Annotated in this window: 10 protein-coding genes; 4 read left to right on the forward strand and 6 right to left on the reverse strand. The window is 60.2% G+C overall.

The annotated features are described in order from the left end of the window. Window positions 1–132: 132 nt before the first annotated feature. Window positions 133–2,310 (reverse strand): hypothetical protein, encoded by a 2,178-nt coding sequence (locus A462_RS31515; protein ID WP_032898560.1) that lies wholly within the window; start codon window positions 2,308–2,310, stop codon window positions 133–135. A gap of 206 nt (window positions 2,311–2,516) precedes the next feature. Further along, window positions 2,517–4,778 (reverse strand): putative bifunctional diguanylate cyclase/phosphodiesterase, encoded by a 2,262-nt coding sequence (locus A462_RS31510; RefSeq protein WP_008430421.1) that lies wholly within the window; start codon window positions 4,776–4,778, stop codon window positions 2,517–2,519. Between the two features lie 281 nt (window positions 4,779–5,059). Between A462_RS31510 and A462_RS31505 the strand changes: the two genes are divergently transcribed. Continuing rightward, on the forward strand, window positions 5,060–6,406 hold the full coding sequence (locus A462_RS31505; RefSeq protein WP_008430422.1) for a spinster family MFS transporter: 1,347 nt from the start codon (window positions 5,060–5,062) through the stop codon (window positions 6,404–6,406). 185 nt (window positions 6,407–6,591) lie between these two features. Here the strand turns inward: A462_RS31505 and rapA are convergent, their stop codons facing one another. Continuing rightward, on the reverse strand, window positions 6,592–9,438 hold the full coding sequence (rapA, locus tag A462_RS31500) for an RNA polymerase-associated protein RapA (RefSeq protein ID WP_003210909.1): 2,847 nt from the start codon (window positions 9,436–9,438) through the stop codon (window positions 6,592–6,594). Between the two features lie 216 nt (window positions 9,439–9,654). Between rapA and A462_RS31495 the strand changes: the two genes are divergently transcribed. Then, window positions 9,655–9,996 (forward strand): hypothetical protein, encoded by a 342-nt coding sequence (locus A462_RS31495; protein ID WP_008430424.1) that lies wholly within the window; start codon window positions 9,655–9,657, stop codon window positions 9,994–9,996. Here A462_RS31495 and A462_RS31490 read toward each other — a convergent pair. The 3 genes from A462_RS31490 to A462_RS31480 form a co-directional block, all read right to left on the reverse strand. Further along, the gene (locus A462_RS31490; RefSeq protein WP_008430426.1) at window positions 9,993–11,189 is read right to left on the reverse strand and encodes an aminotransferase class V-fold PLP-dependent enzyme; all 1,197 of its coding nucleotides are present in this window, start codon (window positions 11,187–11,189) and stop codon (window positions 9,993–9,995) included. The two genes, A462_RS31495 and A462_RS31490, sit on opposite strands and share 4 nt — an antisense overlap. Further along, window positions 11,186–11,656 (reverse strand): RidA family protein, encoded by a 471-nt coding sequence (locus A462_RS31485; RefSeq protein WP_008430427.1) that lies wholly within the window; start codon window positions 11,654–11,656, stop codon window positions 11,186–11,188. Before A462_RS31485 ends, A462_RS31490 begins: the two co-directional genes overlap by 4 nt. Before the next feature lie 88 nt (window positions 11,657–11,744). Beyond that, the gene (locus tag A462_RS31480; protein ID WP_008430429.1) at window positions 11,745–12,617 is read right to left on the reverse strand and encodes a LysR substrate-binding domain-containing protein; all 873 of its coding nucleotides are present in this window, start codon (window positions 12,615–12,617) and stop codon (window positions 11,745–11,747) included. Between A462_RS31480 and A462_RS34145 the strand changes: the two genes are divergently transcribed. Beyond that, window positions 12,611–12,913, forward strand: coding sequence for a hypothetical protein (locus A462_RS34145; RefSeq protein ID WP_143495551.1), 303 nt, complete (start codon window positions 12,611–12,613; stop codon window positions 12,911–12,913). The genes A462_RS31480 and A462_RS34145 overlap by 7 nt on opposite strands. 143 nt (window positions 12,914–13,056) lie before the next feature. Next, entirely contained in the window at window positions 13,057–13,173 is a 117-nt protein-coding gene (gene ccoM / locus A462_RS35100) for a cytochrome c oxidase subunit CcoM (protein ID WP_003210916.1), read from the forward strand. Window positions 13,174–13,358: the final 185 nt, after the last annotated feature.

A 13,358-nucleotide genomic window follows, 5' to 3' on the forward strand; every position in this document is an offset into this window, starting at 1 on the left:
CGAGGTGCCGAGTGGTGGGGCAAGAGCGTTTTGCTTACTTTTGCGCTGTTCAAAAGTGAGCCGCTGTAAGAGCGGAACCATAAGTCGCCGTTACCTGAATAACGGATATACACCCCACCTCAGCAACAAAGCCTACGCCGTCTTCCCGGTATGGTTATTCAGCGAAATAACCTTGGTCTTCCCAATCCGGTGACGATAAATCTCACGCAGGTACTTGATCGCCTTCTTCACACAATCCCGCGACAGACGAATATCGTTGATCGACACAAACTTGTCCTTGTCGTTGATCAACTCACGATACTTCTTCTCGTACATCGGCTTGATCGCATACCAGTTGGTATCCAGGATCTTCGCCGGGTTCTCGAACTCGTTGAGCAGCTCATCAATCCGGTCTTCATCAAAATCCTCATGGATGATGAAATCCAGGATCGAGTTATCCAGGGTGTCATCAAACCGATACGGATTACGCGCAAAACAGCGCTTGATAAACGCCACGATCAACGTCAGGAAATCATCAGACAGGCACGGGCTCTTGGCGATCAACGTGGTCAGCGATAGGTTGGCCGACGCCCCGATCACCAGCGCATACCGTTTGAGCGTCGTATTGGGAAACAGGCTGTTGAGGTGCGTCTTGAGGCGATTCAGGTCCATATAGGACAGCTTGTAATCCTTGGGCAACGACACAATCGACACCACCGACGAGCAGTTCTTGAAGAAGTGCAAGTCATGCAACGCCGCCGCGTCATAGCCGGAATTCTTGTACTGCTCCAGGGAGGCCTTGTACCGCTTGGACTCAATCGGCAACAGGCTGATGCCTTCGATCGCCTGGGTCACCTTGTTGAAGTGCGGCAGATCAATGGAACGGAAAAACAAGTCGTCGATGTTCAGCCGCTGCGGCTCTTTTTCGAACACCTTGAACTTGTCGCTCGAAGGCGCCGGCGTTTCCGGCACCACCGATTCGGCATAGGCAATCGCTACCGGGCCGGCCAGGCTCATGAACAGGTCGTTGGCATCCAGGCGGATGGTCTCGCCAATGTCGATCCCGGCGCGACGGAAGTAGTTCTGGTCGTAGTCGGTGGTAACCGCCTGGGCCGTCAGAATGTTGAAGATCTGCTGCGAGATGTACTGGTTGGCGTGCTTTTCCATGGCATTGACATCAATGTTCTGGATGTTGCCGTCATCGCTTTCCTCGGCGTAACGCATGATGTCGTTGGAGATCAGCATCATCGCGTTCCACGGTCGGATACGGCCTTTCACGCTGGCTTCGCTGCTGTCTTCATTGTCGAAGTTGTACGAGAAGTCCCATTCTTCCGACAGGTATTTGCACAACAGCCGCCCGGCGTTGATGTGCAGCGCCTCTGACATTTCGCTGCGGTGATCGGAGATGTTCGGCAGCACACAAATCCCGCTGGTGAAGATCGGTTCGAACACGAAGGCGTGACCGCTTTTGCTGTCATGTTCATCGGCGGGCTTGGTGTCGAACGTCTTGTTCATGTACGAGTGCTGCTGGGCCAGGCCGAACTCCGAGGCCATGCCTGAACCGGTACCGCCGCCGGCACTGAAGATCGAGAAGTACAGGCGCGACTGGTTGGCCTTGATGCCGCAGGAGTCGATCAGGTACGAGTGGATCATCTTCCAGTCGGGGCTGGAAAAACGTTGGGTGTCTTTGTTGAGGATGATTTTGGCCAGGTACTGGCCAAGGATCGGCGCGTTACCGGCGCCGCCGGCATGGACTTCCGAGAGGTCCATGATTTTCATCTTGCTGTAGTCCCGCAGGAAACCGCTTTTCTCACCCTTGCGCGAGAAACGGATGCGCCCGGCAATGTCCTTGTCCAGGTCGCCCAGCATCACCAGCGGCTCGACCAGGAACACCGGTTTGGTGCCCTTGTTCGAACCCAGGCGCAGGTTGTTGCGAATCCACTGGGCGGGGCGGTAGCCCTTGTCGGTGGATTTGTCTTCGTTGCTGAATTCGTTGAGGTAGAACTTGCGGGCGTTGTACACCAGCTCTGCCACATCCAGGGCAATGTTGGAGCCACAGCGGCCCAGGCCGATCAGGCACACCGAGGGGAATTCCTGCTCATTGCGCAGTTCACCGTCGACTTCCATGTGCGGTGCGCGCGGGAACACCATGTCGCGCAGGCCGTCGAGGTTGTCGAGGATACGGTCGGTGTTGGTTTCGGTGAAGTACAGGTACTGCTGGGTGGCCAGTGGGCGGGCGGTGCTCAATGACTTTGAACCTGAGGGTTTTTCCGCAGGGGCTGTCAGCAACACGTCGGATACCGCGGTGGCAGAGTTATTTTTAGAAGTCATTGTGCGCCATGTGCCTGGACGGATGGCTGAGTAAGTATCAAATAGCCATCACAGAATGAGAGATCGCGACTTTACAGTGCGTCCTGGTCCTGGGCGATAGGGTTTAACCCTAGGGTTTTAAGGGGAAAGCCTGGCCGGACTCTGATGAATCGGCCGTTCGTCGGGGTTCTTTAGTGAAATGATGGCGATTTGCCAAATAAACGGCGTCAGCGAATTGGCCGAACGATGGACGCCGGGCCCGCACGACCCGAAGGCGGATCTTTCGGCGCGGGGTCACCCCCCGTCAGGCCCAGCAGGCTGAACATGTTGTTCTGGTCCAGGCTGTTGATCACCGCGCTGATATCACTCAACGGCACCGCAGCGCTGAGCAGGTAACCCTGAACAAAATCACAGCCGTGTTTTTGCACCACTTCAAATTGTTGCAGGGTTTCCACGCCCTCTGTCACCACCTGCAGGTGCAGGGTGTGGGCCATGCCGATAATGGCCTGGACGATCTCGATGTCGGCGTTCGACTTGGGGATATCCTGGATAAATGAACGGTCGATTTTCAAGGTGTTCAACGGCAGGCGCTTAAGGTAGGCGAGGGACGAGTAGCCGGTGCCGAAGTCGTCGATGGACAGCGACACGCCCAGGGCGCGGATTTGCCGCAGCAATGCCAGGGTGCTGCTGATATTACCCATCAGCGCGTTCTCGGTTACTTCCAGTTCCAGGCGATTGGCGGCGATCCCGCCGAAGCGCAGGGCGTTTTCGATCTCATCGGCCAACTCGTCACGGGTCAGGTTCAGGGCCGAGCAGTTCACGGCCATGACCAATTCGGTGTGGCCTTGTTCCGACAGCAGGCTCAGGTCGTGGCAGGCCTGGCGCAGCACCCAGTGATCCAGTTCGGCAATCAGCCCGTTGCTTTCGGCAATGCCGATGAACCGGTCCGGGGTCAGCAGGCCATGTTGGGGGTGTTGCCAGCGCACCAGGGCTTCGAGGCGCGTGACCCTGCCTTTTTTCAGGTCAAGTATCGGTTGGTAAAACAGCACCAACTCGTTCTTGCCCCGCAGTGCGGCGCGCAGTTCCTCTTCCAGCTGCAGTTCCAGGAAGGCCCGGGTTTTCAGGTTGGAGCTGAAGAAGTTCAGGCTGTTACGCCCGGCATCCTTGGACTGATACAGCGCCAGGTCAGCGGTCTTCAGCAGCTCTTCGCTGGTTTTGCCGTCTTCGGGAAACAGGCTGATGCCGATGCTGGTGGTCATCACCATGCGCCGGCCGGCCAGTTCGATGGGGTCTTTCATTTTCTGCATGATGCGCTGGGCCATGTGCCGCGCTTCATCGCGGTGATGGATGCTGATCAGGATGCAGAATTCATCACCGCCAAACCGCGCGACCACGTCGTCATGGCTGCGCACCGAGCTTTTGATATGGCCGGCCAGCACCGTCAGCAGTTCGTCGCCGGCGTCATGGCCGAGGCTGTCGTTGATGCGCTTGAAGTGGTCGATATCCAGGAAAATCACCGCCAGCATGCCGTCGGTGGCGGTTTTTTCCGCGAGTTTCTCGGCGAAGATCTGGTTGAAACCACGGCGGTTGAGCAGGGTGGTCAGGGCATCGTAATGCGCCACCTGTTGCAGCGAGGCGCGGGCCTGGTCCAGTTCGGTGAGCAGGGCGTTGACCCGGCGCAGGTCGGTTTCCTTGTGTTGCAGCTTCTTGTCCGCGAGGGCAGCACTGATGCTGCTGCCAATCACCAGCAGGGCGATGACCGCCACCAGCAACCCCAGTTGGACCGGGTTGTTGTCCACCGGCAGTGCCGACTGTACGAGGTCTTCGGGTACCAGCAGCTGCATGGCCGCCATGCCGGTGAAGTGCATGCTGATAATGCCCGCGCCGAGCACCAGGCTGGCCGCGTACTTGAGCAATTGATGGAACATGCCGGTGCCGTTGCGCAGGTACAGCGACAGCAGCAACGCCGCCAGGCTGGCGCCGATCGCGATCAACACAGAGGCGAGGAACAAGCCAGTCTCGAAATACACGCCCGCCTCGGAGCGCATGGCCGACATGCCCACGTAGTGCATCAGCGCAATACCCAGCCCCATCCACACCGACGCCAGCACATATTGGTGGGCGCGCAGCCTTGGATGACTAAGGGTTTGCATGGCGAACAGCGCCGCGATCAGGGCGATCAGCAGCGAGGCGAATGTCATGATCAATTCGTAGTGAATCGCGATAGGCGCCTGGAAGGCCAGCATGCTGATGAAGTGGGTCGACCAGATGCCGCCTGCCAGGCAGCCCGCGCCTACCCAGCGCCAGTGCCGTTGAGCCTTGGGGTTGTCGACATGGCCGACCCGCTCGGCCATGTCCAGGGTGCCGAAGCCCGCTGCACACGCCACTACATACGCCAGTAGCACCAGAAAGGGGTTATGACTGCAATTGAGTAATAAGTGCCCACTGTCCGGAAGGTCGGTAAAAAAATGCAAACCAAGCCATTCCATAGCATGTCCCGTCACAGAGTTTTAGTCTGACTGCGTCTTTCAGTATAGAGAGCGTGAGCGAGTTACAAGGATTGATGGCAGATTGCTTCTAATCATTTGGCGATGAGTTTATAAACAACTAGAACCAAATGATTAGGGATGACCGCCCGGGTCGCCCGATGGAGTGACATCAGACTTACGAATCATTACAGACAATCCCCACGAGGCTGACTAGATTGCAGGTTCCGGGCTCAGGATGCGTCTGGCATCGCGGCTCACATAACAATAAAAGAGACGGACCCATGCAGAACTCGACCCAAGCGGCGAATGCCTGGCGCATTCTGTTCCTGCTGTTCCTGGCCAACCTGTTCAACTTTTTCGACCGCACCATTCCCGCGATCATCATCGAGCCGATCCGCATGGAGTGGCACCTCAGCGACTTCCAGCTCGGGATCATCGGTACCGCGTTCACCATTGTTTATGCAATTGCCGGCTTGCCGCTGGGGCGCCTGGCCGATACCGGCTCGCGCAGCAAACTCATGGGCTGGGGCCTGGCGGCGTGGAGTGGCCTGACAGCGGTCAATGGTCTGGTGGGCAGTTTCTGGACCTTTTTGCTGGTGCGCATGGGCATCGGCATCGGCGAGGCCAGTTATGCGCCGGCGGCAAACTCGCTGATCGGTGACCTGTTTCCCGCCCACCGCCGTGCCCGGGCCATGGGGATCTTCATGCTGGGCCTGCCCTTGGGCCTGTTGCTGGCCTTCTTCACCATTGGTGCGATGGTCAAGGCGTTCGACAGCTGGCGTGCGCCATTCTTTATTGCCGCGGTGCCGGGGCTGATCCTTGCGGTGTTCATGTTCTACATCAAGGAACCCAAGCGCGGCGCGGCGGAAGCCGTGCAAGTCTCCCAGGAGAAAGTCGACCGGCCGATTCGCCGGGTGCTGGCGGTGCCGACATTCCTCTGGCTGGTGCTGGCCGGGTTGTGCTTCAACTTCGCCACCTATGCCTGCAACTCGTTCCTGGTGCCGATGCTGCAGCGCTATTTCCTGCTGCCGTTGCAGGATGCGGCAGTCGCCACCGGTGTCATCGTCGGTATTACCGGCCTGGTGGGCCTGACCCTGGGCGGCTGGATTGCCGACAAGATCCATCAACGCATCGCTAACGGCCGGCTGCTGTTCGCGGCGTGCAGTTTGATTATCTCTACAGTGACCACTGCCTGGGCGTTGCACGCGGGGCGGATCGAGATTGGTGTGTTTGTGGCGCTGTTCAGTGTCGGCTGGCTGTTTGCCTATAACTTCTACACCTGCGTGTACACGGCGATCCAGGACGTGGTCGAGCCGCGCCTGCGGGCGACGGCGATGGCATTGTTCTTCGCCGGCTTGTATTTGCTGGGCGGGGGCATGGGGCCGATTGTGGTGGGCGGGTTGTCGGATCATTTTGCCCATTCGGCGATGTATGCCGACGGTGCCCAGCAGATGACTGAGGCTTACAAGGCGGTGGGACTGCATGACGCCATGTACCTGATCCCGGTGGCGCTGTTTTTGACCATGCTGTTTCTGTTCCAGGCGTCCCGCAGTTTTGTGCACGATGCCAAGCGGATGAAGGATGGGTTGGGGGTGGCGGAGGTGCCGGCCAGGGCGGTTACTGCCTGAGACCGAGGTGACGCCTTCGCGAGCAAGCCCGCTCCCACATTTGACCGCATTCTCAAGATGGAACTCGGTCAAATGTGGGAGCGGGCTTGCTCGCGAAGAGGTCATCAATAACAACGATGTCTACAGTGAATAAAAAAGGCCCGCATTGCGCGGGCCTTTTTGTTTGGCAGGGTAGGGCGGCGAAGTTAGCCCGCGACCAACACCCGAATCGCTTCCAGTCGCAGCGCCGCCTTGTCGAGCATCGCCAGGCCTTGCTCGCGCTGTTGGCGCAGGGCAACCAGTTCGCTGTCGCGCACGGTCGGGTTGACCGCTTGCAACGCGGTCAGGCGCGCCAGTTCTTCGTCGGTATCCGCCGCCAGGCGACGTTGAGCCTCGGCCACACGCTCGGCGTGACGCGGGGCGATCTTCTCTTCACCGGCGTTGATCCGCGGCGTCAGCTGGTCGCGCTGGGCCTGCACGAACTTGTTGGCGCTGGCCCGCGGCACGCTTTCCAGCTGGTCGTTCAAGGTCAGGAACGACACGCGGCCCGACAGGTCATTGCCATTGGCATCCAGCAGGCAACGCAGTGCCGCCGGTGGCAGGTAACGGCCCAACTGCAGCGAACGCGGAGCAACCACTTCGCTGACGTAGAGCAGTTCCAGCAACACGGTGCCCGGCTTGAGCGCCTTGTTCTTGATCAGCGCCACGGCGGTGTTGCCCATGGAACCGGACAGCACCAGGTCCATGCCGCCCTGCACCATCGGGTGTTCCCAGGTAATGAACTGCATGTCTTCGCGCGACAGCGCCTGGTTACGGTCGTAGGTGATGGTCACACCTTCGTCGTCGCCCAGGGGGAAGCTGGCGTCGAGCATTTTTTCGCTGGGTTTGAGGATCAGCGCGTTTTCCGAATGGTCTTCGCTGTCGATGCCGAAGGCGTCGAACAGGGTTTCCATGTAGATCGGCAGGGTGAACTGGTCGTCTTGCTCAAGGATCGCTTCCACCAGCGCATCACCTTCGCCAGCGCCGCCGGAGTTGAGCTCCAGCAAACGGTCGCGGCCGGTGTGCAGTTCGGCTTCGAGGCGCTCGCGCTCGGCACGGGCTTCGTCGATCAGCCCTTGCCACTCGCCGTCGTCGGCGTTTTCCAGCAGCGGCAGCAGGCGCGGGCCGAACTGGTGCTGCAAGGCGTTGCCGGTCGGGCAGGTGTTGAGGAACGCGTTCAGCGCCTCGTGGTACCACTGGAACAGGCGCTCTTGCGGGCTGGTTTCCAGGTACGGCACGTGCAGTTCGATCACATGTTTCTGGCCGATCCGGTCCAGACGGCCGATCCGTTGTTCCAGCAAGTCCGGGTGGGACGGCAGGTCGAACAGCACCAGGTGGTGGGAGAACTGGAAGTTGCGGCCTTCACTGCCGATTTCCGAGCAGATCAGCACCTGGGCGCCGAATTCTTCGTCCGCAAAGTAGGCGGCAGCGCGGTCGCGCTCGAGGATGTTCATGCCCTCGTGGAACACCGTGGCCGGGATGCCGGAGCGCACGCGCAGGGCGTCTTCCAGGTCCATGGCGGTTTCGGCGTGGGCGCAGATCACCAGGACTTTGGTGCGCTTGAGCATCTTCAGCTGGTCGATCAGCCATTCGACGCGCGGGTCGAAACGCCACCAGCGTTGTTCTTCATCGACGTCCGGCTGCGACTGGAAGCTGACTTCCGGGTACAGCTCGGCGTGCTCGCCCAGGGGCAGCTCGAGGTATTCGTCCGGGCACGGCAGCGGGTAGGCGTGCAGCTTGCGCTCCGGGAAACCTTGCACCGCGGCGCGGGTGTTGCGGAACAGCACACGGCCGGTGCCGTGGCGGTCCAGCAGTTCGCGGACCAGGCGGGCACTGGCTTCGGCGTCGCCATCGTTGACGGCGGTCAGCAGCGCTTCGCCTTCGTCGCCGAGGAAACCCTGGATGGTCTTGTGGGCGGCGGGCGAAAGACGGCCCTTGTCCAGCAGCTCCTGGACGGCTTCGGCCACCGGGCGATAGTTTTCGCTCTCGGCGCGAAAGGCGTGCAGGTCGTGGAAACGGTTCGGGTCCAGCAGGCGCAGGCGCGCGAAGTGGCTGTCCTGGCCCAGTTGCTCAGGGGTTGCAGTGAGCAGCAGCACGCCCGGAATCACTTCGGCCAGTTGTTCCACCAGCGAGTACTCGGGGCTGGCTTTTTCTTCGTGCCAGACCAGGTGGTGCGCTTCGTCGACCACCAGCAGGTCCCAGCCGGCCGCGAACAGCGCGTCCTGGGCCTTCTCGTCGTCCACCAGCCATTCCAGGGCCACCAGCGCGAGCTGGGTGTCTTCGAACGGGTTGGTGGCATCGCTTTCGATAAAGCGCTCTTCGTCGAACAGTGCGACCTGCAGGTTGAAGCGGCGGCGCATTTCCACCAGCCACTGGTGCTGGAGGTTTTCCGGCACCAGGATCAACACGCGGTTGGCGCGACCCGACAGCAACTGGCGATGGATCACCAGGCCGGCTTCGATGGTCTTGCCCAGGCCCACTTCGTCCGCCAGCAGAACCCGCGGCGCGATACGATCGGCAACTTCACGGGCGATGTGCAGTTGGTGCGCGATCGGTTGCGCACGTACGCCGCCCAGGCCCCAGAGCGAGGACTGCAACTGGCGACTGGTGTGTTCCAGGGTGTGGTAGCGCAGGGAGAACCAGGGCAGCGGGTCGATCTGGCCGGCGAACAGACGGTCGCTGGCCAGGCGGAACTGGATGAAGTTCGAGAGCTGGGTTTCCGGCAGGGTGACCTGCTCGTTTTGCCCATTGAGGCCGTGGTAGACCAGCAGGCCGTCGACGTCGTCGACTTCTTGCACGGTCATTTTCCAGCCTTCGAAATGGGTGATGGTGTCACCCGGCGAAAACCTCACGCGAGTGAGGGGCGCATTCCGTAGCGCATACTGGCGAGTGTCGCCAGTGGCCGGATAGAGCACGGTTAACAAGCGGCCGTCCTGTGCCAGAACGGTGCCTAACCCCAGCTCTGCTTCGCTGTCACTAATCCAGCGTTGCCCCGGTTGATACTGCTGCGCCATGCTGCCTGACTCCCGCCGTGAAAAAGCCGACTATTCTAACGGAACACGGCTTCCAGACCAAAAGGAATAGGTGCAGCTTCGAGCTTTAAGCTACAAGCGGCAAGAAAAAGGGCGGTATCTTCGTCGGATAGATGACGATTGGTTCACAAGTTGGCGGCTTGACGCTCAAGTCGTCACCCACGCAGCCGACAGTCTGCTGAACAGGAGACTAATAATATGCTGCCACCCATGCTGCCCTTGAGTGTTGTGCCGGTCACGTCGCAGCTTGACCCGGTGCGCCAGAAGCCGGATATCCCGCCCGTGGCGCCGGTTCAGCCAGGCTCCAACGAAAGTACCATCGACCTGCAAAAGCGCGATCCCGAGGAAGCGGCTTTGCTGCTGCGCGAGGAGCAACGTCGCCAGCAGGAACAGCAAAAGCGTCGCCGCGAAGCCGATGAAGACTCGCAGGAGCACCTGGCTGTTCCCGGTGACGAACTCAACGCCGACAACACCGTGCCGGTGGTGCCGTTGATTGAAGACGCACCACGGCAAGGCTTGTGGGTGGACGTCGAGGTTTAATCCCGCAGTTCGCGCAGGGCGGCGATCAGTTGCTCGATGTCTTGCGCCGTATTGAGGTAGCTCACGGAGATTCGCGCCACGCTGTCCAGCTCGCGGGCCTGCATGTCCAGTGGAGTGTAGGGCACGCCATTGGCACCGATATTGATCCGCTTGAGGCCCAGGCGGCGCTTGAGCTCGAAGGCGTCCCAGCCGGCCAGGTTGAACGCGATCAGGCCGGACTGGTTTGCGCTGGTTCCCAGGTCATGCAAGGTAATCCCGTCGATTCGGCGCAATTGTTCACGGATTGTGTCGCTTAATAGCCGGACCGTCTCGCGGACCCGCTCGACCCCCAATCGATTGACCTCCAGCAACGCATTGCCCAGGCCTGCCAGCAAGGCGAACGACACTTCGCTGGTTTCTAAGCGCCGGGCGTCGTTGCGCAAGTCAAATCCCGCAGGGCTCCAGGGCGCCGAAAACACATCGCGTTGGGCAGGGTTCAAGCGCTCGAGAAAATCCGGCCGCACATAGAGCAGGGCGGTCCCGCGTGGGCCGCGCAGATGCTTGCGCCCGGCGCCCTTGAGCACATCGCAGTGCAGCGCTTGCACATCCACCGGCACCTGGCCGATGGCTTGCCCGGCGTCGATGAAATAGGCAATGCCATGACGCCTGGCCAACGCGCCGATGGCCTCGGCCGGGTTGATCAAGCCGCTGTTGGCGGGGAGCCAGGTCAGGTCGATCAGCCGCACCCGGGCGTCGAGCATGGCTTCCAGCCCGGCGACGGAGACCGCGCCGGTTTCATCGCAGGGGATCACTTCTACTTGCGCACCCGATTGCACGGCCGTTTGCATGCTCGCCAGGTTGCCGCCCCATTCGTGGCGGCCCACCAGAATGCGGTCGCCTGGCTGCCACGGGCCCAACGCCTGGAACGCCATGCTCCAGGCGGTCGAGCCACTGCTGGCGAAGGCAATCGATGACACGGGCGCATTGAGCAGTTGCGCGGCGGCGCGACGGGCTTTTTCTGTCAGCAGTGCGCCGTGTTCGCCGGCCTCCATCGGGCCGTCGCGGGCTTCGCGCTGCAACTGGTCAATGATTGCATCGAGCGTCCCTTGGCTGGGCAGGGAGGCCCCGGCGTGGTTGAAGTGGACGATGCCGGACTGGCAGCCCGGCGTTTCGTCCCGCAGCTCCCGGACCTCGGTCAGGGACAGCGCAGTCACGGCTGCAACTCGAAAATCGCGTCGATCTCCACGGCTACGCCGCCCGGCAAGCTGGCGACGCCCACGGCCGTACGGGCATGCCGGCCTTTGTCGCCGAGGGCGTTGACCAGCAAGTTCGAAGCGCCATTGGCGACTGCACCCTGGCGCTGGAACTCACCGCTGCTGGCGATAAATACGCCCAACCGAATGATGCGCACCAGCCGCGACAGGTCATCGCCAAGGGCATCGCTTAATTGTGCCAGCAGGCCCAACGCCGCGAGTTCGGCGGCCTTGGCGCCTTCGTCTTCGCTGATGGATTCGCCGAGTCTTCCGATGTAAGTCGGTTTGCCGTCCAGCAGCGGGATTTGGCCGGAGATGAACAGCTGGTTCTGGCTGATCACGTAATTGACGTAGTTGGCAATCGGCTGGCTGGGTGTCGGCAGGCTCAGGCCGAGGGCTTGTACGCGTTGTGAGATGGAGTGGCTCATGGTGAATCCTCTTGGAAAGAGTCTTCAGCATGGGCGGGGCGATTTTCGCCGACAAACGGATAGATTTAACTCGACGTATCGAAATAACTCATGCGTCGGCACAGATTTCCCGCAGCCATTCACTGAAACAAGCGGCCGCCGTGCTGGTTTCGCCATGCGGGGCAATCAGCCAGTAACCGATCTCGCTTTGATAGGGCGGCCAGTCGAAGGCCTCCACCAATGTGCCCTCCTTGAGCCTGCGTTCGATCAGGCGGTGACGGCCCATGGCGATGCCCTGGCCGGCGACGGCGGCTTCGACCACGATGTTGTAGTCGTGCAGCAGCGCCTTGGGGTAGTGCTCCACATCCACCTGATAATGCCGGGACCAGTCGGTCCACTCGAAAGGGCGGTGCGAGGTGGCCATCAGCAGCGGGCCATTGGCCAGTTGGCTGGCCTTGAACGCCGGGCTGCAGACGGGTGACAGTGTTTCGCTCATCAGGCGCGTGGCCTGCACGTCGGTCCAGTCGCCCTTGCCGTAGCGAATCGCCAGGTCGACCTCGGCGGCGGCGACATCTGCCAGCTGAATCGCCGGCACCAACTCCACCTGGATGTGTGGGTAGCGGCTGAGAAACCCCGCCAGGCGCGGTGCCAGCCACAAGGTGGCGAACGAGGCGAGCAGGCCGATGCGCAGTACGCTGGTGGCGGGCGGTGTTTGCTGCTGGCGGGTGGCGGCGGCGATGGTGTCGAGGGCGGGGCGGATCTGGTCGTAGTAGTGTTGGCCGTCTTCGGTCAGATCGATGGCGCGGGTGCGTCGGATAAACAGCGGTTTGCCCAAATGCTGTTCGAGTTTCTGCACTTGATGGCTGAGGGCGCTTTGGGTCACTGACAGCTCGGCGGCGGCCTTGATAAAACTCAAATGCCGGGCCACGGCCTCAAAGGCGCGCAGGGCCAGGAGTGGGGGAAGGTCCTTGTGCAGTGCCACGTCGAACGCTCTGTGTGAGGGGGTGGGATGGGGGGATTTTGCGGGCAAATGCGCGGGATGACATCGATTTTGTTTACGCGGGATTGGCGCAGGACGCATTATTGGGGCATCCAAGCCATTACGTAAGCCAAGCCATGAGTGACGATGACAAGCTGATTGACCTGAATGCCGAACGGGCCAAACGTGTTCATGATCTGAATGACAAGCGACTGAATGAAGTGCGCCAGGCGTTTGAACAGGCGATGCCGTTGGGGAAGCCCAAGAAAAAGCCGAAAAGCAAACCGAAAAAGCGTTGATATAGCCTGCATCGTTTGATGCAGGTCAGTTATTTCCCTTCTTTACGCTCCGTCGCGGGCGACATTGATCCTCGTCAATTTCTTCTTTCGTCTTCTTGGTTAACTTAGCCCTATCGCAACAGGGCAAGTGCAGGAGGCCGGTCATGTTTTTCGATAATGTGGTGTTTGCCGGAGTGCTGACGGTTGGCCTCATGGTGATGTTCTTTGTAGGGTTTGGAATTTTTATCTGGAAAGACGCTAATAAGCGTAAGAGGCCTTAGGTCTTTTCGGATACATGAGCACGCAAGGCATTTTGGGCGACTTCGGTCGCCTTTTTTTTGTTTTGGATTTTTTGATTTGTGTACATATCCGTTGCTGCGGTAACGGCCACTTATGGTTCCGCTCTTACAGCGGGTCACTTTTTTACAAACGCCTAAAAAAGTAACMCGCTCTTGCCCCACCACTC

The sequence above is a fragment of the Pseudomonas sp. Ag1 genome (genome assembly GCF_000278565.1).
Lineage (GTDB): Bacteria > Pseudomonadota > Gammaproteobacteria > Pseudomonadales > Pseudomonadaceae > Aquipseudomonas.